The 23,826-nt window shown below is 73.0% G+C and carries 25 protein-coding genes; 13 read left to right on the plus strand and 12 right to left on the minus strand.

Annotated features, from left to right (window positions below; all coding sequences use genetic code 11):
- Nucleotides 1-14: 14 nt before the first annotated feature.
- Complete coding sequence (locus LRS74_RS18450) at nucleotides 15-2,258, plus strand: MMPL family transporter (protein WP_277742026.1); 2,244 nt, start codon at nucleotides 15-17, stop codon at nucleotides 2,256-2,258.
- A gap of 158 nt (nucleotides 2,259-2,416) precedes the next feature.
- Entirely contained in the window at nucleotides 2,417-2,668 is a 252-nt protein-coding gene (locus LRS74_RS18455; RefSeq protein WP_144386431.1) for an acyl carrier protein, read from the plus strand.
- A gap of 120 nt (nucleotides 2,669-2,788) precedes the next feature.
- Here the strand turns inward: LRS74_RS18455 and LRS74_RS18460 are convergent, their stop codons facing one another.
- The 5 genes from LRS74_RS18460 to LRS74_RS18480 are packed head-to-tail and all read right to left on the minus strand — an operon-like array spanning nucleotide 2,789 to nucleotide 6,666.
- Complete coding sequence (locus LRS74_RS18460; RefSeq protein WP_277742027.1) at nucleotides 2,789-3,214, minus strand: DUF3995 domain-containing protein; 426 nt, start codon at nucleotides 3,212-3,214, stop codon at nucleotides 2,789-2,791.
- A gap of 40 nt (nucleotides 3,215-3,254) precedes the next feature.
- Complete coding sequence (locus LRS74_RS18465; protein WP_277742028.1) at nucleotides 3,255-4,202, minus strand: hypothetical protein; 948 nt, start codon at nucleotides 4,200-4,202, stop codon at nucleotides 3,255-3,257.
- 5 nt (nucleotides 4,203-4,207) lie between these two features.
- Nucleotides 4,208-4,453 (minus strand): acyl carrier protein, encoded by a 246-nt coding sequence (locus LRS74_RS18470; RefSeq protein WP_144386433.1) that lies wholly within the window; start codon nucleotides 4,451-4,453, stop codon nucleotides 4,208-4,210.
- A gap of 6 nt (nucleotides 4,454-4,459) precedes the next feature.
- A complete protein-coding gene (locus LRS74_RS18475) occupies nucleotides 4,460-5,509 on the minus strand; it encodes a beta-ketoacyl synthase N-terminal-like domain-containing protein (RefSeq protein ID WP_277742029.1) in 1,050 nt (349 codons plus the stop codon).
- Nucleotides 5,506-6,666: a beta-ketoacyl synthase N-terminal-like domain-containing protein gene (locus LRS74_RS18480; protein WP_277742030.1), complete on the minus strand. Its 1,161-nt coding sequence runs from the start codon at nucleotides 6,664-6,666 to the stop codon at nucleotides 5,506-5,508. The genes LRS74_RS18475 and LRS74_RS18480 overlap by 4 nt, the downstream gene beginning before the upstream one ends.
- 338 nt (nucleotides 6,667-7,004) lie before the next feature.
- On the opposite strand from LRS74_RS18480, the gene LRS74_RS33630 reads away from it, so the two are divergent.
- From LRS74_RS33630 to LRS74_RS18515, 6 genes are read left to right on the plus strand one after another with little or no spacing between them, the layout of a single operon-like run.
- Nucleotides 7,005-9,371 (plus strand): aminotransferase class I/II-fold pyridoxal phosphate-dependent enzyme, encoded by a 2,367-nt coding sequence (locus LRS74_RS33630; protein WP_347178141.1) that lies wholly within the window; start codon nucleotides 7,005-7,007, stop codon nucleotides 9,369-9,371.
- A complete protein-coding gene (locus tag LRS74_RS18495; RefSeq protein WP_277742031.1) occupies nucleotides 9,364-9,702 on the plus strand; it encodes a DsrE family protein in 339 nt (112 codons plus the stop codon). Before LRS74_RS33630 ends, LRS74_RS18495 begins: the two co-directional genes overlap by 8 nt.
- 1 nt (nucleotide 9,703) lies before the next feature.
- The gene (locus tag LRS74_RS18500) at nucleotides 9,704-10,108 is read left to right on the plus strand and encodes a hypothetical protein (RefSeq protein WP_144386437.1); all 405 of its coding nucleotides are present in this window, start codon (nucleotides 9,704-9,706) and stop codon (nucleotides 10,106-10,108) included.
- Entirely contained in the window at nucleotides 10,108-10,485 is a 378-nt protein-coding gene (locus tag LRS74_RS18505) for a hypothetical protein (RefSeq protein WP_277742032.1), read from the plus strand. The genes LRS74_RS18500 and LRS74_RS18505 overlap by 1 nt, the downstream gene beginning before the upstream one ends.
- A 31-nt stretch (nucleotides 10,486-10,516) precedes the next feature.
- Nucleotides 10,517-11,707, plus strand: coding sequence for a beta-ketoacyl-[acyl-carrier-protein] synthase family protein (locus LRS74_RS18510; protein WP_277742033.1), 1,191 nt, complete (start codon nucleotides 10,517-10,519; stop codon nucleotides 11,705-11,707).
- The gene (locus tag LRS74_RS18515) at nucleotides 11,704-12,681 is read left to right on the plus strand and encodes a beta-ketoacyl synthase N-terminal-like domain-containing protein (RefSeq protein ID WP_277742034.1); all 978 of its coding nucleotides are present in this window, start codon (nucleotides 11,704-11,706) and stop codon (nucleotides 12,679-12,681) included. Before LRS74_RS18510 ends, LRS74_RS18515 begins: the two co-directional genes overlap by 4 nt.
- A gap of 9 nt (nucleotides 12,682-12,690) precedes the next feature.
- On the opposite strand, the gene LRS74_RS18520 is transcribed toward LRS74_RS18515, so the two are convergent.
- Nucleotides 12,691-13,140, minus strand: a complete 450-nt coding sequence (locus LRS74_RS18520) for a DUF3515 domain-containing protein (protein WP_277742035.1) — start codon at nucleotides 13,138-13,140, stop codon at nucleotides 12,691-12,693.
- A gap of 342 nt (nucleotides 13,141-13,482) precedes the next feature.
- On the opposite strand from LRS74_RS18520, the gene LRS74_RS18525 reads away from it, so the two are divergent.
- Entirely contained in the window at nucleotides 13,483-13,968 is a 486-nt protein-coding gene (locus LRS74_RS18525) for a hypothetical protein (protein WP_277742036.1), read from the plus strand.
- A gap of 311 nt (nucleotides 13,969-14,279) precedes the next feature.
- On the plus strand, nucleotides 14,280-14,585 hold the full coding sequence (locus tag LRS74_RS18530) for a cupin domain-containing protein (protein ID WP_277742037.1): 306 nt from the start codon (nucleotides 14,280-14,282) through the stop codon (nucleotides 14,583-14,585).
- Between the two features lie 94 nt (nucleotides 14,586-14,679).
- On the opposite strand, the gene LRS74_RS18535 is transcribed toward LRS74_RS18530, so the two are convergent.
- Nucleotides 14,680-15,399 (minus strand): hypothetical protein, encoded by a 720-nt coding sequence (locus LRS74_RS18535; RefSeq protein ID WP_277742038.1) that lies wholly within the window; start codon nucleotides 15,397-15,399, stop codon nucleotides 14,680-14,682.
- Between the two features lie 184 nt (nucleotides 15,400-15,583).
- Here LRS74_RS18535 and LRS74_RS18540 point away from each other — a divergent pair, with 184 nt between their 5' ends.
- On the plus strand, nucleotides 15,584-16,687 hold the full coding sequence (locus LRS74_RS18540) for an aminopeptidase P family protein (protein ID WP_277742039.1): 1,104 nt from the start codon (nucleotides 15,584-15,586) through the stop codon (nucleotides 16,685-16,687).
- Between the two features lie 125 nt (nucleotides 16,688-16,812).
- On the opposite strand, the gene LRS74_RS18545 is transcribed toward LRS74_RS18540, so the two are convergent.
- The 3 genes from LRS74_RS18545 to LRS74_RS18555 all read right to left on the minus strand — a co-directional run bounded on the left by LRS74_RS18545 (nucleotide 16,813) and on the right by LRS74_RS18555 (nucleotide 20,148).
- The gene (locus LRS74_RS18545) at nucleotides 16,813-17,811 is read right to left on the minus strand and encodes a zinc-binding dehydrogenase (protein ID WP_277742040.1); all 999 of its coding nucleotides are present in this window, start codon (nucleotides 17,809-17,811) and stop codon (nucleotides 16,813-16,815) included.
- Nucleotides 17,812-17,876: 65 nt separating this feature from the next.
- Nucleotides 17,877-18,839 carry an LLM class flavin-dependent oxidoreductase gene (locus LRS74_RS18550; protein ID WP_277742041.1) on the minus strand — a complete coding sequence of 321 codons (963 nt, stop codon included), beginning with the start codon at nucleotides 18,837-18,839 and terminating at the stop codon, nucleotides 17,877-17,879.
- Between the two features lie 61 nt (nucleotides 18,840-18,900).
- On the minus strand, nucleotides 18,901-20,148 hold the full coding sequence (locus tag LRS74_RS18555; RefSeq protein WP_277742042.1) for an FAD-dependent oxidoreductase: 1,248 nt from the start codon (nucleotides 20,146-20,148) through the stop codon (nucleotides 18,901-18,903).
- Between the two features lie 186 nt (nucleotides 20,149-20,334).
- Here LRS74_RS18555 and LRS74_RS18560 point away from each other — a divergent pair, with 186 nt between their 5' ends.
- Nucleotides 20,335-20,994, plus strand: coding sequence for a pentapeptide repeat-containing protein (locus tag LRS74_RS18560; RefSeq protein ID WP_347178198.1), 660 nt, complete (start codon nucleotides 20,335-20,337; stop codon nucleotides 20,992-20,994).
- A 44-nt stretch (nucleotides 20,995-21,038) separates the two neighbouring features.
- Here the strand turns inward: LRS74_RS18560 and LRS74_RS18565 are convergent, their stop codons facing one another.
- A complete protein-coding gene (locus tag LRS74_RS18565) occupies nucleotides 21,039-21,536 on the minus strand; it encodes a hypothetical protein (RefSeq protein WP_144386450.1) in 498 nt (165 codons plus the stop codon).
- 207 nt (nucleotides 21,537-21,743) lie between these two features.
- Between LRS74_RS18565 and LRS74_RS18570 the strand changes: the two genes are divergently transcribed.
- Nucleotides 21,744-22,664: a zinc-binding dehydrogenase gene (locus LRS74_RS18570; RefSeq protein WP_277742044.1), complete on the plus strand. Its 921-nt coding sequence runs from the start codon at nucleotides 21,744-21,746 to the stop codon at nucleotides 22,662-22,664.
- A gap of 59 nt (nucleotides 22,665-22,723) precedes the next feature.
- On the opposite strand, the gene LRS74_RS18575 is transcribed toward LRS74_RS18570, so the two are convergent.
- Nucleotides 22,724-23,809, minus strand: a complete 1,086-nt coding sequence (locus LRS74_RS18575; RefSeq protein ID WP_277742045.1) for an S-(hydroxymethyl)mycothiol dehydrogenase — start codon at nucleotides 23,807-23,809, stop codon at nucleotides 22,724-22,726.
- Nucleotides 23,810-23,826 lie beyond the last annotated feature (17 nt).

Raw genomic sequence — 23,826 nt, forward strand, 5'->3', positions numbered from 1 at the left:
GGACGGAGTAAAGGGTGTTTGCTTGGCTGGGGCAGTTTGTGGTGCGGGCACGCCGGGCGATTCTCGTCGCCGGGTTGGTGCTCATCGCAGCCGTCGGCATGTGGGGAATGGGCGTCTCGGAAACCGGCGTCCTGAGCCAGGGCGGTCTCGAAGACAAGAGCAGCGAATCCTATCGGGCCATGGAGCGGATGAAGTCCGAGGTGGGCCGGCAGGATTCCGACGTACTGGTGCTGTATTCACAACCCGGCACCTCCGTCGATAATCCAGAATTCAAACAGTCGGTGACCGCGGCGCTGGAGAAGACGCGGAGCAGCCCGGAGGTCGAGCACGTCGAGTCGTACTACGACGCCGGACTGCCGCCCTCGACGCGGGAGGCGCTGGTCTCCGATGACCACGAGGCCACCTACGCGGTGGTGCGGCTCAAGGGCGCCGACGACGACCAGCGCATGACCTCGTACCTGGACCTGAAGGACGCCGAGGGCGGCAACCCGCTGGTGGTGCCGGGGGACGAGATCACCACCCAGCTGGGCGGCCTGCGGCCGATGCTGGACGACGTCAACAGCGGGATCACCGACGGGCTGACCATCATCGAGGTGGTCACGGTCCCGGTGCTGTTCCTGCTGCTGCTGTTCGTCTTCCGCAGCGTGGTCGCGGCGCTGGTGCCGGTGGTCGTCGCGGTCATCGCGCTGGTCTTCGGCATGGCCGCGATCAGGGCGTTGAACGAGGCCACCACCATCTCGGTCTTCTCGCTGAACGTGCTGATGTTCATGGCGCTCGGCCTGGCGGTGGACTACGGCCTCTTCATGGTCAGCCGGTTCCGTGAGGAGTTGGCCGCGGGCCGGGAGGTGGGACCCGCGGTCGTGCGCACCATGCGCACCGCCGGGCGGACCGTCCTGGTCTCCGGCGTCACCGTCACCCTCGCCCTGACCGGCCTGCTGGTCTTCCCGCAGGCGTATGTGCGCTCCATGGCCTGGGGCGGGCTGGTCGGCGCCTTCTTCGCGATGGTCGCCTCGCTCACCGTGCTGCCCGCCTTCCTCGCCGTCATCGGGCGGAAGGTGGACGCGCTGCGGGTGCCGCTGCCGCGCCGCCGCCGTGAGCCGGAGGGGGCGCCGGAGACCGGCGGCTGGGGCGCGGTGGCGCGCTTCGTGATGCGGCGCCCGGCGGTCGTCACCGTGCTCACCGTGGGCGGTCTGCTGGTGCTCGCGGTGCCGGTGTCCGGGGTGACCTTCGGCACCAGCGACGAGCGCACGCTGGCGAAGGACGCGCCCAGCCGGGTGGTGGCCGACCGGCTGGACGACGAGTTCGCCTTCGACGCCCGCAAGTCGCTGTATGTGCTGGTCTCCGGTGTCGAGGGCGGCGAGCGCCAGGCGCGCTCCGCGGCGCAGGAGCTGGCCGGTCGGATCCGGTCGGTCGAGGGCGTGGACGCCCCGACCGTGGGCGTCGTGGGCGCCCGGGCGGAGGGCGGCACCGGTTCTGCCGTGGTCGTCGCCAACCACCAGGGGGAGTGGACCTCCGGGCAGGCGCGGGACGTGGTCGGCGACATCCGCGGGCTCAAGGCGCCGGACGGCGCCGAGGTGCTGGTGGGCGGCATGGCCGCCGATCTGAAGGACCAGCGCTCCGCGCTCGCCTCGCACCTGCCGCTGATGGCCGCCGTCATCATCGTGATCACGATGCTCTTCATGTTCCTGGCGTTCGGCTCGCTGCTGGTGCCGCTGATGTCGGTGGTGCTCAACATCGTCTCCATCGCGGCCGCGTTCGGTCCGATCGTGCTGATCTTCCAGGACGGGCATCTCTCCGGGCTGCTGGACTTCACCTCCTCCGGCTTCGTCACCGGCATGGAACCGGTGATGATGCTGGCCTTCGCCTTCGGTCTGTCCATGGACTACTCGGTGTTCCTGATGTCCCGCATCCGCGAGGAGTGGGACACCACGGGCGACGCCGAGCAGGCGGTGGTGGCCGGGGTGCAGCGCACCGGCGGGATCATCACCTCCGCGGCCGTGCTGCTCGCGGTGACCATCGGCTCCTTCGCCCTGGTCGAGGTGCGCGACATGAAGTTCATCGCGGTCGGGATGTTCATCATCATCCTGCTCGACGCCACCGTGGTGCGACTGCTGCTGGTGCCCGCCGTCCTCAAGCTGCTGGGTCCGGCCGCCTGGTGGGCGCCGAAGCCGCTGCGCCGCTTCTACGCCTCGTACGGCATCAAGGAGACCGACGGCGAACCGGCGGAAGCGGCGCCGGCTTTGAGTGGCCGACACTGAGGTAATCGCGCTGTCAGCCCCTTGCTGACAAAGCCGAATAGGGCTTTGTCAGCTTGCTGCAGCACTTCTTGCGACGTCCGCCCGGGCATCGATAGAAAAGACTCGGGCGGACGTTCCGCGTATTCCCTGAGCAGATAATTCCGAAAGAGGGCCCAGGCATGTCCCAAGAGCGTGAGACGCGCATCCAGACCATCAAGGAGATTGTCTGCGACATCCTTGAGATCGAAGAGGACGAGGTCACCCAGGACAGCCTCTTCAAGGAGGACCACGACGCGGACTCGCTGCGCGCCATCGAGATCCTGGCCGCGCTGGAGAAGGAGTTCAGCGTCGTCATCGACCAGTCCGAGCTGCCGCGCATGGTGAACCTCAAGGGCGTGTACGAGGTCGTGGCGGAGTCCGCCGGCTGGTGAGCCCGACAACGGATGAGCCCGCCGTCGCGGTGACGCGACGGCGGGCTCATCCGTTGCCCGGTTCCGTTGTCGGATACGGTCGTTGGCGGCGACCGGGGGTCAAGCGGGATCGAACGGCGCTCAGTTGGAGAGCGCCACCACACCCACCAGCAGCCCCAGGGCGATGCACAACGGCGAGTAGACGGCCGAGTTGAGCCGGCTGAACTCCTCGGCGGAGCCGCTGTTCATGGCGTAGCCGCCGAGCCCACGGCCCAGCAGCGCCACGGCCAGGCCGTAGATCGCGACGGTGCGCATCCAGCTCGGGCCCAGCTGCGGAACCGTGTCGTTGACCATCAGCGGCACGACCGCGGCGACGATGATGATCAGGCCCATCACGGCGGAGAGCGCGGCGGGGAAGGGCCAGGCCCCGTCCTTCGCGCCGAAGACGGACTTGACGAATATCTCGGTGCTTTCAAAGGGCCACGGCGAGAACGCCCAGACCACATGCAGAAGGCCGATCGCCAGCAGGGCGATTGCCGCGATCCAAGCGGCCGCAGTGGTGATCATCACCATCCCTTTCGGTAAAATGTGCATGGTCGGCTCGATGCTACGGGGTGGCGGCCATCTCGGGCCGTATCAGGGTGGCTTGACGGCGTGCCAGCACCATCTGGCCTGCGGTGATCACCAATTTGCCACGTACACGAGTTGAACCTTCAAAGAATTGGGTGTCATTGAGGGTTCGGGTCAGCCGCACCGTGTGTTCCAGGAGATCCCCCGGATAGACCGGTTCGCCGAACGAGACGTCGCCGTAGCTGCCGAGCATCAGCACCTCGGAGGCCAGGACGTCGGTGTTGGCGGCGTCGGCGGTGGCCAGCATCGCCGCGGCCTGGTTGAGCGACTCCATCAGCAGGCCGATCGGGTACGCGTACGCCTCCGCGGCGGTCGGCTCCGGGCGCTGCCAGCGGTACCACGGCTCGCCGTAGGTCACCGCCTTCACGGCCGTGACGTGCTCGCCGGGCACGAAGTCCAGCACCTGGTCGATCAGCAGCATCTGCTGGCGGTGCGGGATGCGCTGGATGATGTCCGGGACGAGCATCCGGTCTCCGGTCCCGGAGGCCGGCGCCGCGACGGCGGGGAACGGCTCCACGGGCGCGGCGGCCGGGGCGTAGCGCAGTCGCACCCGTGCCACCGCCGCCCGCGGGCCGGACAGGACGCCCCGGACCAGCCAGCCGTCGCCCTTCGGCGTCCAGGTGAGTTCGACGGTCAGTAGATCGCCGGGGTAGGCCGGGCTGAGGAAGCGCGCGGACTCCACGGCGGCGAGCCGGAGCGGCCCGCTGCCCTCGGGCGGGGCGGCGGCCGCGGCCCGGTGTGCCGACTCCACGAGGAAGACCCCGGCGAAGATCGGGAAGCCGGGGTAGTGGCCGTCGAAGACGGGCTCCTGGGCGTCCAGGGCGAGTTCGGCGGTGGTGATGTGGTGAGCGTCGGGGCCGGACCGGCCGGTCCGCACCACGGTGAGCGGGGTGCGGACCGAACGGCAGAACGGGGTCGAGCCCATCCGGCTCAGGCGGCTTTCCGGGTGAGCAGCTCGTAGGTCTGCCCGAAGTTCGTGATCTGCTTGAACTCCTCTTCGTTGATCTTGATGCCGAAGGTCTTCTCCAGCTGCACCATGATCTCCAGACCCATCAGCGAGTCGACGCCGAGATCCTCGATGTAGTTCGCCTCGTCGGTGACCTCCTCGACCTCGACGTCGAGCGCGTCGGCCACGAGCTCGCGGAGTGCTTCCTTCTCGATAACGGCAGTCGACATGTCTGGTCAGCTTCCTTCCGTGGGTGAATCCATGGGTGACAGGGGAATGTGGGGCGCCGGGCGGACCCGGGCGACCGCGACGGTGCCCGCCCGGCCGGCGGTGATGATCAGCCGTGGTTCCGCGGCGCCGAGCGCGTCGGCGACCTGACGTACGGGGCCCAGGCACCCGGAACCGGCCGTGACCGGCTCCGCGCGCCCCTCGCAGGCCCGCGCCAGCGCGTCGGCCACCGGCGAGCCGTCGGTGATCAGCCGGACGCCGTCGGCGGGCAGCCGCGGCAGGTCGAGCCCGGCCAGCGCGGCGGCGAGCAGCCGGCGGGCGTGCTCGGGTCCGTCCTCGGCGGCGGCCGCCGCCGGCGGCAGACAGAAGACCCGCGCCGTGACGGTGCCGAGGCTCCGGCCGCCGCGCGCCGCGACGGCGGACGCCGGCTCGAAGACCAGCGCCACGGCCCCGTCCTCGGGCGTCCCGTCGAGCGCGAGCGCCTTGTCGTCGGCCGGCGGCGGCTCCTCGGCGGCGCCCGCCAGCAGCCAGTCCGCGCGGCCGAAGCGCAGGGCGCGCAGCCCGGCGTGGACCGCCTCCAGGCCGCCGGTGCCCGGGGTGTGCACGCCCAGGCTGAAGCCCTTGAGGGCGTGCTCGATCGCCAGCCGGCCGGCGATGAGGTTCGGCGAGAAGTAGGGCGCGGCGGCGGGCGAGATCAGATGGGCCTCGCCGCCGGTGGTGGCGGCGTCGACCTCGGTGTGGATCCGGGCCGCCCCGTGGTTGCTGCCGACCGCGACCGCGCGCCGCTCCTCCGGCGTGCTCTCCAACCCGCCCCCGGCCGCCGCCAGGGCCCGCCGGGTCGCGGAGAGCAGGTACTGACAGGCCGCCGGCAGCTTCTTGTACCCCCGCCCCAACTCGGCCCGCTGGTCGAACCACCCGTCGGCGCCCGGCGCCGGGGGAAGGGTGGTGCCGATGGCGGTGACCACGAGGTCCCGGGCGGAGGCGGCGATGGTGGGGACGGCTGGGCCGGCGGTGGTGCCGGCGCTCGCCCGGGGCGTCGTGTCGTGGAGGCCGGTCATGCCGCCACCCCCTGGAGGGCCAGCGAGATGTTGTTGCCGCCGAAGGCGTAGGAGTTGACCAGGGCCACCCCGCCGTCCAGCGGTGTGATGCCGGTGGGGAGGTGGACCGGGCACTCCGGGTCCGGCTCCCGCAGGGGCGGGTTGGGCGGGATCTCGCCGTGGTGGAAGGCGAGCGCGGCGAGGATGGTGCCCATCACGCCGGCGCCGCCCGCCAGGTGCCCGATGATCGCCTTCAGGTTGTGCAGCGGGATCTCGGCCAGCCGGTCGCCGAAGGCGTCCGCCATGGCGGCGGCCTCGGTGGAGTCGTTGAGCGTGGTGCCGGTGGCGTGCGGCACGATGAACGAGACGTCCTCCGGCCCCGCCCCGGCCTGCGTCAGGGCGTCCCGCATGGCCCGCTTGATCTGGGTGCCCGACGGATCGGGGGCGGTGGGGTGGGCGGCGTCGCAGCTCCAGCCGGAGCCCGCCAGCCGGGCGTAGGCACGGGCGCCGCGCGCCGCGGCGTGCGCGGCCGACTCCAGCACCACCGCACCCGCGCCCTCGCCCAGGACCACGCCCTGCCGCCCCTTGTCGAAGGGGCGGGGCCGCTCCGGGCCGAGGGCGCCCATCCGGTTGAAGGCCGCGATGGTCACCCGCGAGTACGCCTCCACGCCGCCCGCGATCACCACGTCCGCCTCGCCGGCCTCGATCATCTCGGCGCCCATGGCGATCGCGTAGCCGCTGCCGGAGCAGGCGTTGCTCAGGCTCACCGCCCCGGCGCAGGGTCCGATCCGGGCGGCCAGGGCCGAGGCCATCGAGAACGGCGGCGAGCCACCCGTCACGGCCGGCGCCTCGCCGGCCCTGGCGAGCTCGGTCTGCCGCGCGTCTCCGACGCTGGAACCCATCAGCACGGCCACCCGGTACGGGTCCACCTCGCCGACGCGGCCGTCGGCGGCCGCCTCCTCCCCGGCGGCGACGGTGAACTCGGAGGCCGGCCCGCCCGCGTGGACGGCGGACCGGCCCGGCACCATGTAGTACAGCGGGAGCGGCACCTCGGCCCGCTCGTCCGGCACCCGGTCCGGCTCCGCGGTGCGGGCCGCCATGACGCCGTTCCAGAAAGCGTCGACGCCCGTGCCGAGCCGGCAGACGGCACCGAGGCCGGTGATGACGATCTCGCTCACCGCGTGAAATCTCCCTGCTTGCTGGGGCTTTCCCGGACTTTCTTCGGGCTTTCCTGGGGCCTTAACGTCCTTGCGTCATATCCCGACCTCGACCGACCTCGACCGGCCCCGACTGAAAAGGCCGCGAATTGAAGCTAGCGGTCGTCCAATGGCCCCGACAACGCCTTGGCAACAACGTGCAGTTGCTCGCGGAAGGCGCGGACGGCCGCCGGGCAGGAACCTGTCAGGAGACCGCTTAAAACCGCGTTACCCCCGGTCGGCCCGGCTAAGTTTCCGACACAGTAAACGTCCGGGCGGACCGCCGGGACGAGCCGGCGGAGAGGAACGGTAGAGGAGATATGTCGCTCTCGGAATGGGGTTTCGGGGACTTCGCGCAGACGCTGCGTGAACTCGGCTTCAGCCGCCCTCCGGCCTCCGACATCATGCCCGGCGCGGTCCATGGCAACGGCTCGTATGTCACGAATTTCGCGCCGGTCAACTTTCTCAATCTGCAGCGCCGCGCCGATGTCATGGAGCGCATGGTGGCGGCGACCCAGCAGTACGGCCTGGCCAGCGGCGGCTCCCGTACGCTGCAGGGCGTCTCGCTGCACCACCTGGCGATGGAAGAGACCATCTCCCGCTATCTCGGCAAAGAGGCGTCGATCAGCTTCGGCACCGGCGTGCTGGCCAACATCGGCTTCATCCACGCGATGTCCGGCCGTCAGGTCTTCAGCCGCGGCCTGGTGCTGGACAACAGCGACACCGTCTTCGTCTTCGACCGCGACGCGCACTGGTCGCTGTGGAAGGCCGCGGAGGGGCTGAAGTACGGCGAGCGGCTCTTCTCCTTCAAGCACAACCGGGTCGACGAGCTGGAGAAGGTCCTCCAGGGCCTCCAGGGCAAGCGGGTCGTGGTGGTCTTCGAGTCGGTCTACTCGATCGACGGCACCGTCGCCCCGATGCACGAGATCGTCGACGTCTGCGAGAAGTACGGCGCGCTGTCCTTCTGTGACGACGCCAACGGCTTCCTGGTCTACGGCCCGTCCCACCGCCGCTTCTACGACGAGTACCAGGGCCTGCTGCGGTCCACCTTCATCATGGTCTCGATGAAGAAGGCGGTGGGCGTGGAGGGCGGCCTGATCGCCGGCCCGCGGGACGCGATCGAGGGCTTCGAGGTGCTCACCGGCACGGCGACCTTCACCGCCGGCATGTCCGCCCCGGCCGCCGCCGCCACCGACTACATCACCCAGCTGCTCGCCTACAACGAGCCGGGGATCGTCGACAACTACCTGGCCAAGGTGGAGGACTTCCGGCGCCGGCTGTTCGCCGCCGAGCTGCCGGTCACCGAGACCGAGACCTGTTTCACCTCGATCCAGGTCGGTGACGAGCACAAGGCCTTCGCCGTCCACCACGACTTCCTGGAGCGCGGCTTCCGGGTGCCGGTCTACTGCTACCCGGCCACCAAGCGCAACGAGGCCGTCCTGCGCATCATCCTCAACGACGCTCACACCGACGAGCAGACCACCGAGTTCATCAAGGTGGCCAGCGAACTTCGGGACAAGTACGGTTTCGACGGGCCCAAGAAGCGTCCGAACCGGAACGCGAGCCCCCTGCAGAAGACGGTCACCCACGTGCTGAACGAGCCCAGCCAGGTCGAGGTCCGCCCGCGCTACGAGGGCAACAACATCAACACCTGGATCGGCTTCAAGCACGTCAACTACATGGTGGAGGAGGCCGTGCTGGGGCACTTCCGCGCCGCCGGGCTCTCCTCGCGCACCCTCTTCGAGGAGTACGGTCTCGGGCTGGACATCGCCCGCCTCGACACCCGCATCCTCAACGCCTTCCACCTGGACGAGTCGGCCGTCGCCACCGTCACCCCGGTCGGCAAGGGCCAGGAGCTGACCTTCCGCGTCACCCTCTCGAAGAGCACCACGAGCGCCGAGGGCACCGAGGCTGCCGACGGCGCCGATGGGGCCGAGGCGGGCGGCAAGGGCACCAAGGACGTCACCGCGCAGGTCAAGGTGGTGCTGCGGCGGGAGAAGTACGTCGACGCGACCAACGCCGTGCCGCGCGAGCTCTCCCGGTTCGCGGTCAACAAGATCGCCCACGCCCAGCCGGAGCGCGACGCCGAGGTCACCCCGTCCCAGGACTGGGGCATCACCGCCACCCACCGCACCGACCCGCTGCTCAAGGAGCTCACCGAGGGCCGCAACGCGATCGGCTGGCGCTGGCGCATCCCCTACCCGTACTGCCACAACAACGAGCGGCTCCAGATGTCCGGCTACCTGCGGCTGATGGAGGAGGCCAAGGACCGGTTCGTCGCCGACCGCGGCATCTCCATCAAGACGCTGCTGGACGAGCGCAAGTGGATCCCCGTGGTGCCGCGCTCCCGGATCGAGTTCCTGGACGAGGCGCTGATGGAGGAGGAGCTGTACATCGTCTACTCCGTCGAGGACGTCTTCAAGGACTTCACGTACACCTCGCGGATGGACTGCTACGTGGTCCGCGACGGCAAGCTCGTGCCCACCGCCACCGGCACCATCGTGCACGGCTACGCCGAGATCGCCGACCGCAAGAACTGGTCGCTGGTCAGCTTCGACGACCGGGTGCTGGCCGCCCTGAACGGGACGGTGGCCGAGGAGGGCACCGCCGCCGAGGAGGAGCCGGCGGCCGCCGAGGCGGAGTCCGACCCGGGTGTGACGATGCACCTCTCGCTGCGCGGTGCGTGACCTCGTGCCGGGGTATCTGCTGATCGAGTCCAACGGACCCGCGTCCGGTCCGGGCGGCGCGCGCTTCTTCACCGATGCGCTGGCGCTCGCCCGGGCCGGGCACCCGGTACGGCTGGTGCTCATCCAGGAGGGGATCGGCGCGGCCGTGCCGGAGGCGGCGCCCGAGCTGGCGTCGCTGCTGGACGCCGGCGGCGAGCTGTGGGTGGACCGGTTCTCCGTCCTGCAACGCGGACTGACCCCGGACGACGTGGCCAAGCGGGCACGACTGGTGGAGATGGACGAGGTGGCGGCGGCGCTGCTCGCCCCCGACGTACAGGTGGTGTGGCACTGAGATGGCCGGTGCACCCAAGACCGATGTGATGCTCGTGGTGATGGGCCCGCCGCACTCGGGGGAGCTCACCACCTCGGTGCTGCGGCTCACCCACGCGCTGCTGGCCCAGGGCGCCACCGTGCAGGTGTGGGCGTGCGGCTACAGCACCATGCTGAGCCAGCAGGCGATGGGCGAGACCAAGCCGATCAACCTGCTGGACCGGCACGCCGAGTACCCGACCACCGTGGCGCTGATCCGCTCCCTGCACGAGGCGTTCCCCGGCCGGCTGTGGTGGTTCGGCTGCCGCGCGTGCAGCGAGCACCGCGGCGCCACCGGACACATCCCGGAGGTCGTGATGCGGGCCCCGTCCACCTTCGGCAAGCACGTCGCCGCGGCCACCAAGACCGTTTTCATGGGGGTGGCGTGATGCCGTCGCTGGCGATCGTGGAGCGCGCCTACCGGGGCGCCCTGGAGGTCTCCTACTTCGACGCGCTCTTCCTGGGCATCGAGATCCATCGACAGCTCGGCCTGGACGTGCTGCTCCGCGGCGAGGCCGTCGGCTACGCGGTGCGGGCCGACCCGCCGCCTCCGCTGACGGTCGGAACCACGGTCGTGGAGGCGTACGACGCGCCCCGCGAGGACCTGCTGCGCCTGCGCGACCTGGGGGTGGGGATCTGGGTCGAGGAGCCCGACCTGACGGCCATGGGGCTCGGCCCGGAGCGGCTGGCGGAAGGGGTGCGGTGCGTGGCGGCCGGGGAGTTCGCGGCGCGCTGGCCCAGTTACGACCGGGTCTTCTTCCTGTAGGGCCCGAATTCTCTAGATCCCGGAGGTACCGGTGACCGAGGTTGTCATAACCGGTCTGGGGGCGGTGTGCCACCTGGGCGGGGGCGTCGAGAGCTTCTATCGTGCGCTGCTCGATCCCGAGCGGGCCGCGCCCGACACGACGACCGACCCCCTGGCGCACGTACCCGTGCCGAACTTCTACTTCACCCCGGAGGGGGCGGTGCCGGCCGAGCCGGCCGTCGTGGACGGGCTGCCGGTCGGGCACGCCACCCGCACCGCGCTGACGGTCGCCCGCGAGGCGGTGGCCGACGCGGGCCTGGCGGGCGCCCTGGACGCGCACGGCACCGCCGTCCTCATGGGCAGCAGCGTCGCCGACGCGTATGTCGTCGAGGACTGGCGGGCCCACGGCTCCTTCCCCGAGGAGGACCGCTGGACGCCGGTCTTCTCCACCGCGTCGGTGGTCGCCCAGCTGCTCGGGGTCAACGGGTTGGCCACCGGCGTCAGCAACGCCTGCTCGGGCAGCGGCTATTCGATGGCCATCGGCGCCGACATGATCCGTGCCGGCGAGGCCGACGTGGTGGTCGCCGGGGGCTTCGAGACCTACTCGCGGGTGGCGCTGGCCGCCTTCAACCAGGTCGGCGCCCTGGACCCGGTCAGCTGCCGCCCGTTCGACGTGGGGCGGGGCGGGACGGTGCTCAGCGAGGGCGCGGGCGCGGTGGTGCTGGAGCGTGCCGACCGGGCCCGGGCGCGCGGTGCGCGGATCTACGCCACGCTGGCCGGCTCCGGCTGGAGCTGTGACGCCTTCCACGCCACCGGGCTGGACCCGGAGGGCGCCCAGATCGTCCGCGCGATGCGGGACGCGCTGGAGGAGGCGGAGGCCAAGCCGGACGACGTCTCGTTCATCGTCCCGCACGCCACCGGCACCAAGCTGAACGACGTCACCGAGTCGCGGGCCATGGAGCAGGTCTTCGGTCCCCGGACCGCGGAGATCCCGCTCTACAGCCTCAAGGCGCTGACCGGCCACACCGGGGGCGCCTCCGGGGGCCTCGGCGTGGTGGCCGCGGCGCTCTTCCTGCACCACGGCTCGATGGCGCCCAACCTCCCGGTCGCCGAGCAGGACCCGGAGTGCCGGGTGCACGTGCCCACGGAGCCGACGCCGCTGTCGGGCCGGCTCGGGATGGTGAACGCGTACGCGTTCGGAGGGAACAACATGTCTCTGGTGCTACAGGGGGAACCCCGATGACGACGGCGACGACGGCGACGGCGACGACGACCGCGACGGCGGTGGTCACGGGCATCGGGATCGTCACCCGGGAGACGCTGGACCCGGCGGGGGAGAAGGAGGGCGACGCCTGGTTCACCGCCCGCGCGGTCCTGGGGCGGGGCTACAAGTACCTGCCGCGCTCCAGCCAGTACCTGATCGCCGCGACGCGCCGGGCGCTGGCGGACGCGGGCACCGACTTCGACGCCATCCCGGACTCCGAGCGGGCCATCACCGTGGGCACCAACAACGGCACCTCGGCGATGCAGGGGGAGTTCGACCGCACGGTGATCGAGCACCGCTCGGACGTGCTCAGCCCGCCGTCGGTGCCGTACTTCTCGGTCAACCTGGTCGGCAGCCGGGTCGCGATGGAGCACCAGCTCAAGGGCTTCAGCCTGGGCGTCCACAGCCCACGCGTCGCGGGCCTGGAGGCGCTCCAGCACGGTCAGCGCGCCCTCGCCGCGCGGCGCGCCCGCTGGCTGCTCACCGGCGCCGCCGAGTCGCCGCTCTCGCCGGACGAGCCGGGGGTGGCGAGCGGCGAGGACGGCGCGGTCGCCCTGGTGGTGGAGCCCGCCGCCGACGCCGCCGAGCGCGGCGCCACCGGCTACGGCCGGGTGCGCGTGCGCAGCTTCCTGCTGCCGCGCGCGCAGGCCGCCCGCGCGGACGGCCTGGACCTCGCCCGCCGCCCCGTGGAGGCCGCCCTCGCCGGGCTGGGCCTGGGTCTGCGGGACCGGCGCCGCCATCCGGTGCGGCTGGTGGCCGAGGACTGCGTGGTCGCCGACCGGGTGTCCCGGCTGCTGGGCCCATCCGTCACCCGCGTCCCGGCGGCCTCCGGCTGCCTCGGCCCCGTCCTGGAGGTCGCCGACCTGTTGACGAGCGGGGCGGGGGAGCACCTGGTGGTGAGCGTCGCGGAGCAGGGGAACGTGTCGATCGCGTACGTGGCGCCGGCCCGCTAGCGGGCCCGGTCAGATGCAGGTGCGGCCCTGGCGGATCCGGGAGACCGCCCGACTCAGATCCACCAGGGACTCCCCAGGGTTCGGGCCGGCGTCGGAGAGGACGACCTCGACGGCCGGGTCCCTTCCGTAGCTGATGAGCACCTGGGAGCCGTCCTTGGACTTCGCCTCCTCCAGGACCCAGTCGACCCCGTCCACCTGGAAGCAGGGGTCGACCGTCGGCTTCGGCGGCTCCATGCCGCACCGCAGCACCACCGTCTCGTCGCCCCACACGGCCACTCCCGGCGGCAGGTCGGCGTCGGAGCGGGACTCCCCGAGGAGTTCGTCGGGGTAGTCCTCGGCGATGCGCTCACAGAGCGGATGGTCCCCGCGCGGGGCGCCCTCCACGTCGGAATCGGACGACCGCGTCGCGTAGACCACCAGCCCGGCGGCGGCGACGATCGCGAGGACGGAGGCGCCCATGGCCAGGCGCACCCCGCGGGGGGATGCCGGCGGCGACGGGGACGCGGACGGCGGCTCGGGATCCGTTCCGTCCCGCGCCGTGAGATCGCTCTGTTCCTGCGTCAATGGCGCCGAACCTCCCCCGTGTTGGCGACCGTGGTCACCGCTGCACCACGGTCGATCATATGGCCGACGCGTGCCTCGACCTCGTCCGGGTCGGCGTCGGGAAGGCGGGGCGAACCGGCCGGCGAGGCCGCCGTCCCGGGCGTCGGAGTCGAGGGCTAGGCTGGCGAAACGCCAGACAGGGGGCATCAGCTCCCGGGTCTCCGGCTGCCTTTGTCGTCGAGACGATGGAGCGGACCGATGAGCGTCCCCATGCCCCGGGTGGCCGCGTTCGCCGCGGCGGCGTCGTTCGTTCCGTGGGGGGTGGGGGCGTCGCTGTGCGCCGCCGTCACCCCCGTGGGAGTCACCCCCTACGAGGGCCAGACCGCCGCGGAGGCGCGGCGGGAGGCATGGGCGTCCTACGCCGCCGAATGGTTCTCCCCGGAGGCGCTGCTCCTCCCGGTGCTGACCTTCCTCGCCCTCGTCGCCCTGCAGTACGTCGGCTGGCGCGCCAACCGCTGGCTGATCGCGGCGAAGAACGTCCTCGGATACGCGGGCGTCCTGGCGTTGGTGACCCTGGTGCAGGGCATCGCCGCGGGCGACGAGCGGCCGGAGGACTGGGTCTTCTTCATGCTCACCCTGGCGCTGCTCACGCTCCAACTGCCGGCGTGCTACCTGGTGTCGGCGGCGATGGCGAAGCCGTTCGAGACGGCGGCGCACGGGGGCGTCGCACGGGGGCGCGTGTAAGCGCTCCGCCGGGAAGTCCGCGACGGGCCGCCGATCGTCCAAGGGCCCGTCGTGGCCGGTCGCGCCCACGCGGCGGCAGCCGCACAGCTCACGCAGCCCCGCGCCCCTTCAGGGCGCTGCGGAACCACGGCCGACGTCACCGGAGCCGTTTGGGTCGGCGCCCGGCCGTCAGGGTCGGGGGAGATCCTTTACCGAACGGTCAGCCCATCGCCCGCGCCGCTCGCCTAGGTTCGATGACACCGAACGAGACCCGAGAGCGGGCCGGTGAGCCCGCGTGCGCCCGCCGTCCCGCGGAGGAGGCGTGTGCCGTCATGAGCCCGATCGACCTGAGGACCACCGCGGCGGAGCTGCCGGGGAGCTGGCGCTCGACGATCCTGGGGGAGGTGGGCGGCGCCTCGCTGAAGGTGCTGCGGATGGACGCGATGCCGGTGGAGGAGGAGAGCCACCCGACGCCCGAGGCGCTGCTCGTCCTCGACGGACGGCTCGAACTCGACGTCGCCGGGCGGCCGGTGTCCGTGGGGCCGGGGGAGCTGTACGTGGTCCCGGCGGGGACACCGCACGCGGTCCGCCCCGGCAGCCGGGGCACGCTGGTGATCGTCGAGCACGCGGAGGGCTGAGACGGGACGCCTGGGGCGAGGCGGGGCGAGGCGAGGCAGGGCGGGGCGGGCCGGGGCGGGCCGGGGCCCGGGCGGGGCGGGGCCGCCGGGCCGGCTACTCCGTGACGGAGGCGCTCTCCACCACCGCGTCGACGCGCTCCCGCCGCTCCGGGGCGTCGCCGGAGAGGCCGAGCAGGAAGGCCGAGCGGTGGTCGTCGACCGAGACCAGCGTCATCCGCAGGTGGAGCTGGTGGCCCTCGCCGTCGTCGACCCGGAGCGCCACCGTGTGGGCGGGCCGGTCGCTCACGGTCGTGGCCCGGGACTCCTCCAGGGTGGAGCGGCCGTCCGGGCAGAAGAACTCCGCGTTCGACCGGGCCGCCATGCGCGTCTGCCGCTCCAGGGCGGACTCCGGGATGGCGCCGGCCCGACCGGCGAGGACCGTGCTGCCCCCGATGCCGTCGTCCGTCCCGCCGGGCTCGCCCTCGGCGCCCGCGGGGTCCTTGACGCCCACGGCCGAGGTGAAGGCGTCGATCAGGTCCTTGCCGGACTGTTCCTTCCAGCCCTCCGGTATGGCGTACGAGATCCCGGCGGCCCGGTCCGTCACCCGCGGCCGCCCGGCCAGCGCCGAGTCGTCCTCGGCACGCGTCAGCCACCAGGCGCCGGCGGTCCCGCCCGCCACGACGAGAAGTACCGCCGCGATCACGCCGACCACGGCCGCGCGGCGCCGGCGCGGCGGCGCGGGCGGCGGCGGGGGCAGCGGTGGCAGGGACGGGTGGCCGAAGTGTCCGGTCTGGGGCGGGTGCGGCGGCGGGCCGACGAGGGGAGGCGTCGTCATGGCCCCAGCCTCCCGGTGTCGCCCGGCCCCGACCTGAGCGTTCGTACTCACTCCCGTACTCAGTTCCCCCGAGTGGCGCAGCGATCGTGACAGTCCGCGTCCGGGCGGATGCGGAACGCGCCGGGGGTAAACGGAGTGATGTCTTCCTGTCGCGGGCGTGGCGCCCCCGCGCGATGCTGGCCGCATGACCCTCGTCGACTACTCCGTTCGCATGGAACGCGCGCTCCGCGCGGCCGCCGAAGCCGGCCTGGCCGGGCTCATCGTGATGCCCGGCCCCGACCTGGCGCACCTGTGCGGCTATGCCCCCACCGCGGTCACCGAGCGGCTCACCGCGCTGCTGCTGACCCCGGACCGCAAGGCCCGGTTGCTGGTGCCGGTGCTGGAGCGCCCCGAAGCGGAGGCCGGGGTCGGCGGCGCGCCCGTGGACGTCACCGGCTGGATGGACGGCAACGACCCGTACGAGGACATCGCCGAGCTGCTCCCCGCCGAGGGCCGGTTCGCCATCTCCGACAGCGCCTGGGCGATGCACCTGCTGGGCCTCCAGCGCAAGCTGCCGGGCACCTCGTACTCCGCGTTCAGCGAGGTGCTGCCGATGCTGCGGGCGGTCAAGGACGGTTACGAGGTGGACCGCCTGGCCGCCGCGGGCGCGGCCGCCGACGCCACCTTCGAGCGGATCGTCGAGATGCGGTTCTCCGGTCGGCGTGAGCGGGAGGTCGCCGACGACCTGGCCGCCCTGCTGCTGGAACACGGCCACAGCCAGGTCGACTTCACCATCGTCGGCTCCGGCCCGAACGGGGCCAACCCGCACCACGACTCCGGCGACCGGATCATCGAGGACGGCGACATGGTCGTGCTCGACTTCGGCGGCCTGAAGGACGGGTACGGCTCGGACACCACCCGTACCGTCCACGTCGGCGAGCCGACCCCGGAGGAGCGGAAGATCCACGAGGTGGTCCGCGAGGCCCAGCAGGCCGCGTTCGAGGCGGTGCGGCCGGGGGCGGCCTGCCAGGACATCGACCGCGTGGCCCGCAAGGTCATCGGCGAGGCCGGCTACGGCGAGTACTTCATCCACCGCACCGGCCACGGCATCGGCGTCACCACGCACGAGCCGCCGTACATGGTCGAGGGCGAACACCTGCCGCTGGTCCCCGGCATGTGCTTCTCCATCGAGCCGGGCATCTACCTGCCGGGCCGCTTCGGGGTGCGCATCGAGGACATCGTGGTCTGCACGGAGACGGGGGCGCGGCGGCTGAACAACACGGCGCGGGAGCTTCGGATCGTGTCCTAGGCCTGGCGGACGGCGATCGTCCATCTCGCCGAGCGCGCCGACTGCCGCGCATCCGATCGGGATGCGCGGCGGGGCGGAGGCTGCCGCGGGCACACCGCGCGGCGCGCGGCGGCGGGTGAGCGGTCCTACGGGACCAGCACCACCTTGCCGATCGTGCCGCGGGTCTCCAGGGCCGTGTGGGCCTTGGCGGCCTCGGCCAGCGGGAAGCGGTGGACCAGGGGCACGAGGCGGCCGGAGGCGGCCTCGGCCATGGACGTCTCCTCCAGTTCGCGGAGGGCGCCGGGCCGGCTGATGAACTCGCGCCACTCCGGGGTCTCCAGGACGGAGAGGGAGGTGACGCCGAGCTCGGCGAGCTCCTCCTCGGTGAGCTTCAGCGGGCCGCCGCCGGACCAGCCGTAGACGAGGTGGCGGCCGCCGGGGGCGAGGAGCCCCACCGCGTCGCGGGCCACGTCACCGCCGACGGCGTCGAAGAGGGCGGTGGCCGCGCGCTCGCGGCCGCCGAGGGCGGCGCGCACCTGGGCGGTCCAGTCGTCGGCGGTGTAGTCGACGGCGACGTCGGCGCCGAGCTCGCGCACCCGGGCGACCTTCTCCGGGCCGCCGGCGAGGCCGATGACGGTGGCGCCCACGTTCTTGGCGTGCTGGACGAGCAGCGAGCCGATGCCGCCGGCGGCCGCGGTGACGATCGCGACGTCGTCTGCGGTGAGGTCGGAGAAGCGCAGCACGGCCATGGTGGTGCGGCCGGTGCCGATCATGGCGATGGCGTGGTCCTCGCGCAGGCCGTCGGGGAGCTCGTGGAGCTTCTCCACGGCGACGACGGCCTTCTCCGCGTATCCGCCGGGCGCCAGGCCCAGATGGGCGACGACGCGGCGGCCCAGCCACCGCTGGTCGACGCCCTCGCCGAGCGCGTCGACGGTACCGGCGACCTCCCGGCCGGGGATGGTGGGCAGCTCCGGCGGTGCGGGGTAGGGACCCAGCTCGCCCTGCCGCAGCGCGGTGTCGAGCACATGCACGCCGGCGGCGGCGACGGCGATGCGGACCTGGCCGGCGGCGGGCTCGGGGTCGGCGACCCGCTCGTAGGCGAGGTTCTCGGCCGGGCCGAAGGCGTGGAGGCGGATGGCGTGCATGGTGTTCTCCAGGGTGGTGTCGTCGGGGGAAGGGCGAGAGGGGTGCTGACGGGGGCGCCGCGGGCTCAGAGCAGCGCCGCCGCCTCCGCCAGGAGCTCGTACTGCTGGCGCCAGTTCTCGGCGGGCGTGCTGAGCACGATCCGGGCGGCGCCCGCCTCGGCGTACGCGGCCAACTGCTCGGCGGCCTGCGCCGGTTCGCCGCCGATCATCACGGCTCCGGCCTGGTCGGCCGGGACCCCGTAGGTCTCGGAGACCAGCTTGGTCACCTGCTCGCGGGGCCGGGTGGCGGGGCCCAGGCCGAAGGGCAGGGCCACCGAGACGCCGGGCGGCTGCGCGCGGCCGACCCCGGCGGCGAGCTCGGCCAGCACCTCACGACCGGTGGCGAGTTGGCGCGGCGGGGCGAGGGACGGGAACCACTGGGCGCCGTACTGGACGGCGCGGCGCAGCGCGGCCGCCGAGGTGCCGCCGATGAGCAGCGGCGGGGCGTCGACCTTGGGAGTGAGGGTGAGCTCCGGCGTGCCGGGGTGGTCGGCGAGGCGTACCGGGTCGCCGGAGAGCAGCTCGGGCAGCAGGTCGAGCGCGCGGTCGAAGAGCCGGTCCCGGTCCTCGTAGGCGAGGCCGGCGGCCTGCCAGGCGGTGGTGTCGCGCACCCCGCCGCGCCAGCGGGCGCGGGGGCCGGTGCCGCCGGAGCCGACCCCGAGCAGTACCCGGCCCCCGGAGAAGTGCTGGAGGGTGGCGAGACGCTGGGCGGTCTGGACGACGGGGTGCAGCGGCAGGTGCAGCACGCCGAAGCCGATTCCGATGCGCTCGGTGACGGCGGCGGCCGTGGCCAGCGTCAGCCCGGACTCGACCATCGTGGTGCGGCCGACGAGGTGGTCGCCGGTCCATACGTGGGCGAATCCGAGCTCCTCGGCCCGCCGCGCGGCGGCCTTGATCTCGGCCGCCGTGCCGCCGGGCTCGGGCCCCACCGAGGGGAGGAACACGCCGATCTCTGGCTTGCCTGCTGGTGTCTTCGCCGTCTGCCTCATGTCCCCAAGCCTCCAACTTCAACTTGGGTTGAGGTCAAGTGATCTCCGGGTGTGACGGCGCTCACCTGGGGGTCCGCTCGCCCGGGGCGCGCTCGCTCGACGCCCGGTCACTCAACGCCCGGTCACTCAACGCCCGGTCGCTCAACGCGTGGTCGGCGAGGACGCGTTCGCCCAGGGCGCCCGCGACCGCCTCCAGGGCGCTGGTGAACGACACCTCCGAGAGCACGCCCGGAGCCGCCACCTGATCGCCCGCCAGATAGACCCCGTCGCCGCGGTCCACCGCCGGCCGGTCCCGCCAGGTGTGGCCGGGCAGGTCCACCGCGCCGGTGCGGCCGCCCGCCAGCGCCTCCCGACGGTACGTCACCCGCTCGCGCCAGCCCGGGAAGCCCAGGTCCAGCAGGCGTTCGGCGCGCGCGACACCGGCCTCCCGCCCGGTGCCGGGCGCGACGGGCAGCTGGGCCTGGACCAGCTGCTCCCCGGCCGGGGCCAGCGTCGGGTCCTGGGCGGTGAAGCGCTCGATCCAGCCGGGCGCGTCCAGGTCGGAGACGACGAAGGCGTCGCCGCGCCGGGTGCGCAGCCCGAGGTCGAGCAGCGCGCAGCGGCCGCTCTCCCAGCTCAGCGAGGGGTCGCCGAGCAGTCCGCGGGCCGCGTCCAGCGAGGTCGCGACGATCACCGGGCCGTGGCCGGGCGGCAGGGCGTCCAGGGAGCCGACCCGGGCCCCGGTCTCGATCCGGACGCCGAGCGCGCGGGCGTGGTCGGCCATCCGTCCGATCATCGTCCCCCAGCCGCCGCGGACGTACGTCGCCTCCGGCGGCAGCGAGGTGACGCGCCGCAGCCGCTCCTGCACGAAGGCCGCCGACAGTCGCCCCGGGTCGTGGTGGAAGAGCGCGACGGCCATGAAGTGGGCCGCGGCCCGCGCCCCGGCCTCGCCGACCTGCCCGGCCGCCCAGCTCGCGAAGTCGGCGTCGACGGGTGCCTCCTTGTGGCGCGCCAGTCGCAGCAGGGCGAGCGGCGGTACGCGGTGCAGCCGCCCGGCGCGGTGGAAGCGGAACCGGGCCGCTTCGCGCGGCGGGACGGCCGCGAGCTCGCCGAGCAGGCCGCGCCGCTTCAGCCACGACCAGTGCGGGCCGCGGTTGTACAGCGCGTGCGGGCCCTCGTTGGTGCGGTACGGGCCGTCGGCGGTGCGGGCCCGGCCGCCGAGGGCGCGGTGCGCCTCGTACAGGGTCACCCGGGCCCCCGCCTCCGCGCCGCCGATGGCCGCGACGAGCCCGGCGAAGCCGCCGCCGACGACGGTGATGTGCTGCTGCATGGACGTTTCCCTCCCACGGTGGGGTCGATCGCTTCGCCGGTACGACGGACGGGGCGGCCGCGGGCGTGACATCGGGGCGTTGTCAGTGGCGTAGGTCACGATGGGGGCATGGCGAGCGACGGCAGGGGCAGGGGCGGCGGCAAGGGCGGGGGCGGCGTCGGCAGGGGTGGCGGCGGCGGGAAGGCGGTGCGGGCGGCACGGCGGGCGGAGGTCGTGCTGCCGCCGCTGCGGCCGTACGACGGCGGGGCGGCCTGGGAGCGGGAAGGGGACTACGACGGGCTGGAGTTCGCGGACACGGACTTCGGCGGCCAGGACGCGCGCGGCGCGCGCTTCCTCGACTGCGCGCTGCGGCGCTGCGCCCTGGACGAGGCGGTGCTCAGCCGGGCCCGCCTCATCGACTCCGTGCTCACGGAGGTGCGCGGGGTCGGCACCGACCTGTCCGAGGCGCGGCTGCGCGAGGTGGAGGTGCGCGACGCGCGGCTGGGCGGGGTCCAGTTGCACGGCGCGGAGCTGGAGCGGGTGGTGTTCCGCGGCGGCAAGATCGACTATCTGAACCTGCGGCAGGCCCGGCTGACCGACGTCGTCTTCGAGGGCTGCGTCCTGGTCGAGCCGGACTTCGCCGGCGCCCGGCTGGAGCGCGTCGCCTTCGTGGACGCCACGCTGACGCGGGCCGACTTCAGCGGCGCGGCGATGACCGACGTGGACCTGCGGGCGGCGGCCGGGCTCGACATCGCGCGTGGCGTCGACGGGCTCGCGGGAGCGGCGATCAGCCCGGGGCAACTGCTGGATCTGGCCCCGGTGTTCGCGGTCCGGATGGGGGTGCGGGTGGTGGCGCCGGGGGACTGAGGGGCGGGGCGGTGAAGGGCTCCCGGGTGGCTCCCGGGTGGCTCCTAGGTGCGGGGGAAGCGCGCCTGGAGCTCCCAGATCGCGGGGTTGTCGCCCAGGCCCTCGTGCATGTCGACCAGGTCGGCGATCAGGTCGTGCAGGAAGTCACGCGCCTCGCGGCGCAGGGCGGCGTGGTTGAAGGTCAGCGGGGGCTCCTCGACCGGCACCCAGTCGGCGGTGACGTCGACCCACCCGAAGCGGCGCTCGAACAGCATCCGGTCCGTCGACTCGGTGAAGTCCAGCTCCGCGTGTTGGCGCCGCGCGGAGCGGCTGCCCTGCGGGTCGCGGTCGAGCAGCTCGACGATGTCGCACAGCGCCCACGCGAAGTCGAGCACGGGCACCCATCCCCAGGCTGTGGACAGCTCGCGGTCGGTCTCGGTGTCGGCGAGGTAGACGTCGCCGCAGAACAGGTCGTGGCGCAGGGCGTGCACATCCGCCCTGCGGTAGTCGGTCTGCGGGGGGTCGGGGAAGCGCCGGGAGAGGGAGTAGCCGAGGTCGATCACGGGATCGATGGTGTCACGCCACCGGCCCGCCCGCCGCCACGGGCCGTTCGTCGCCACGGGCCGCCCGCCGCTACGGGCCGTTCGCCGCCACGGCCGGGGGCGGGTCGTTTCGGTGGGCCCGGGGGAAGAGGGAATAGGACCTCGGAAACGGAGGTTGCCTCCGGGTGTGGGCCGGTCGGCCCGCCGATGACGAGGAGTGGAGAGAGCATGCGGGCTTTGATCTACGACCCCGAGGCGCCCCAGGGGCTGCGGATTGACGAGGTCCCGGACCCGGTGCCGGGGGAGGGGCAGGCCCTGGTCGAGGTGCGGGCCATCTCGTTCAACTACGGGGATCTGAAGTACCGGCCCGAGCTGATCGAGCCGGGCGCCGTCTCCGGCTGGGACGCCGCGGGCGTCGTCGTGCGCGCCGCCGCCGACGGCTCGGGGCCGGCCGTGGGCACCCGCGTGGTGACCTTCGGCTGGAACAACGCATGGGCCGAGCTGCGCGCGGTGGACACCGCCGAGCTGGCCGTGGTGCCCGACTCCGTCGACCTGGGCGCCGCCAGCGCCCTCCCGGTCGCCGGCGTCACTGCCCTCCAGGCGCTGCGCAAGCTCGGCCCGGTGGTCGGCCGCCGGGTGCTGATCACCGGCGCCTCCGGCGGTGTCGGGCGTTTCGCCGTGCAGCTCGCCGCCCGCTCGGGTGCCGAGGTGGTCGCGGTGGTCGGCAGCCCCGAGCGGGCCGAGGGCCTGGCCGAGCTCGGCGCGCACGAGGTCCTCATCGGCGACCTCGAGAAGATCTCCGCCCCGGTCCACGGCGTCCTGGACAACGTCGGCGGCCCGCTGCTCGCCGAGGCCATGTTCAACCTCGCGCCGGGCGGCATCGTCCAGTGGATCGGCTACGCCTCCCAGCAGCCGCTCCAGATCGGCGCGAAGCTCCGCGAGACCCGCCGATGGCGCCTGGAGACCTTCTTCGTGGACACCCCGATCGGCGCCGACCTCCAGTACCTCGTCGACCTCCTCGCCCGCGGCGAGCTCGACCCGCAGATCGGCTGGCGCGGCCCCTGGGACCGCGCCCCCGAGGCCGCCGAGGCCCTCTTCGGCCGCCGCGTCCAGGGCAAGGCGGTGCTGGACCTGCCGCCTCGTGGGTGACGACGAGAGCCGGTGAAAGGGGGCGGGGCGGGGAGCACTCCCCGCCCCGCCCGACCGGCCTACAGCAGCACCACGGACCGCAGCACCTCGCCGCGCTCCATCCGGGCGAACGACTCCTCGACCTCGTCCAGCGTGATCGTCTCGCTGACGAACGCGTCGAGAGCGAGCCGCCCCTGGAGGTAGAGGTCGATCAGCATCGGGAAGTCGCGGGAGGGCAGGCAGTCGCCGTACCAGGACGACTTGAGCGCACCGCCGCGCCCGAAGACGTCCAGCAGCGGCAGCTCCAGCTTCATCTCCGGGGTCGGCACCCCGACGAGCACCACGGTGCCGGCCAGATCACGGGCGTAGAACGCCTGCTGGTAGGTCTCGGGGCGGCCGACGGCCTCGATGACGACGTCCGCGCCGTGTCCGCCGGTGAGCTCGCGGACCCGCTCCACCACGTCCTCGGAGCGGCCGTTGACGGTGTGGGTGGCGCCGAGCGAGCGGGCCAGCTCCAGCTTCCGGTCGTCCAGGTCCACAGCGATGATCTTCGCCGCGCCGGCCAGTCGGGCGCCGGCGATCGCGGCGCAGCCCACGCCACCGCAGCCGATCACGGCCACCGAGTCGCCACGGCCCACCCCGCCGGTGTTGATCGCGGCGCCGAGTCCGGCCATCACCCCGCAGCCCAGCAGCCCGGCGGCGGCGGGCGCGGCGGCCGGGTCCACCTTGGTGCACTGCCCGGCCGCGACCAGGGTCTTCTCGGCGAAGGCGCCGATGCCCAGGGCGGGCGAGAGCGGGGTGCCGTCGGCCAGCGTCATCGGCTGGGCGGCGTTGTGGGTGTTGAAGCAGTACCAGGGGCGGCCGCGCAGACAGGCGCGACACTGGCCGCACACCGCACGCCAGTTGAGGATGACGAAGTCACCGGGGGCCACCTCGGTGACGCCCTCGCCGACCGACTCCACGACGCCCGCCGCCTCATGGCCGAGCAGGAACGGGAACTCGTCGTTGATGCCGCCCTCGCGGTAGTGCAGGTCCGTGTGGCAGACACCGCACGCCTGTACCCGGACCACCGCCTCGCCCGGACCCGGGTCCGGGATGACGATCGTCTCCACCCTGACCTGCTCGCCCTTGCCCAGGGCCACCACTCCGCGCACGTGTTGAGTCATGTGATCAGCCTAGGCGG

It is taken from the genome of Streptomyces sp. LX-29, assembly GCF_029541745.1.
Classification (GTDB): domain Bacteria; phylum Actinomycetota; class Actinomycetes; order Streptomycetales; family Streptomycetaceae; genus Streptomyces.

What these genes read in the sequence shown, in the direction of transcription:
- LRS74_RS18520 (WP_277742035.1), bottom strand. Translation starts at nt 13,140, where the DNA reads ATGGGCGCCTCCGTCCTCGCGATCGTCGCCGCCGCCGGGCTGGTGGTC.
- LRS74_RS18470 (WP_144386433.1), bottom strand. Translation starts at nt 4,453, where the DNA reads ATGTCGACTGCCGTTATCGAGAAGGAAGCACTCCGCGAGCTCGTGGCC.
- LRS74_RS18525 (WP_277742036.1), top strand. Translation starts at nt 13,483, where the DNA reads ATGAGCGTCCCCATGCCCCGGGTGGCCGCGTTCGCCGCGGCGGCGTCG.
- LRS74_RS18540 (WP_277742039.1), top strand. Translation starts at nt 15,584, where the DNA reads ATGACCCTCGTCGACTACTCCGTTCGCATGGAACGCGCGCTCCGCGCG.
- LRS74_RS18530 (WP_277742037.1), top strand. Translation starts at nt 14,280, where the DNA reads ATGAGCCCGATCGACCTGAGGACCACCGCGGCGGAGCTGCCGGGGAGC.
- LRS74_RS18500 (WP_144386437.1), top strand. Translation starts at nt 9,704, where the DNA reads ATGGCCGGTGCACCCAAGACCGATGTGATGCTCGTGGTGATGGGCCCG.
- LRS74_RS18545 (WP_277742040.1), bottom strand. Translation starts at nt 17,811, where the DNA reads ATGCACGCCATCCGCCTCCACGCCTTCGGCCCGGCCGAGAACCTCGCC.
- LRS74_RS33630 (WP_347178141.1), top strand. Translation starts at nt 7,005, where the DNA reads ATGTCGCTCTCGGAATGGGGTTTCGGGGACTTCGCGCAGACGCTGCGT.
- LRS74_RS18550 (WP_277742041.1), bottom strand. Translation starts at nt 18,839, where the DNA reads ATGAGGCAGACGGCGAAGACACCAGCAGGCAAGCCAGAGATCGGCGTG.
- LRS74_RS18505 (WP_277742032.1), top strand. Translation starts at nt 10,108, where the DNA reads ATGCCGTCGCTGGCGATCGTGGAGCGCGCCTACCGGGGCGCCCTGGAG.
- LRS74_RS18475 (WP_277742029.1), bottom strand. Translation starts at nt 5,509, where the DNA reads ATGACCGGCCTCCACGACACGACGCCCCGGGCGAGCGCCGGCACCACC.
- LRS74_RS18455 (WP_144386431.1), top strand. Translation starts at nt 2,417, where the DNA reads ATGTCCCAAGAGCGTGAGACGCGCATCCAGACCATCAAGGAGATTGTC.
- LRS74_RS18570 (WP_277742044.1), top strand. Translation starts at nt 21,744, where the DNA reads ATGCGGGCTTTGATCTACGACCCCGAGGCGCCCCAGGGGCTGCGGATT.
- LRS74_RS18555 (WP_277742042.1), bottom strand. Translation starts at nt 20,148, where the DNA reads ATGCAGCAGCACATCACCGTCGTCGGCGGCGGCTTCGCCGGGCTCGTC.
- LRS74_RS18460 (WP_277742027.1), bottom strand. Translation starts at nt 3,214, where the DNA reads ATGATCACCACTGCGGCCGCTTGGATCGCGGCAATCGCCCTGCTGGCG.
- LRS74_RS18465 (WP_277742028.1), bottom strand. Translation starts at nt 4,202, where the DNA reads ATGGGCTCGACCCCGTTCTGCCGTTCGGTCCGCACCCCGCTCACCGTG.
- LRS74_RS18515 (WP_277742034.1), top strand. Translation starts at nt 11,704, where the DNA reads ATGACGACGGCGACGACGGCGACGGCGACGACGACCGCGACGGCGGTG.
- LRS74_RS18575 (WP_277742045.1), bottom strand. Translation starts at nt 23,809, where the DNA reads ATGACTCAACACGTGCGCGGAGTGGTGGCCCTGGGCAAGGGCGAGCAG.
- LRS74_RS18535 (WP_277742038.1), bottom strand. Translation starts at nt 15,399, where the DNA reads ATGACGACGCCTCCCCTCGTCGGCCCGCCGCCGCACCCGCCCCAGACC.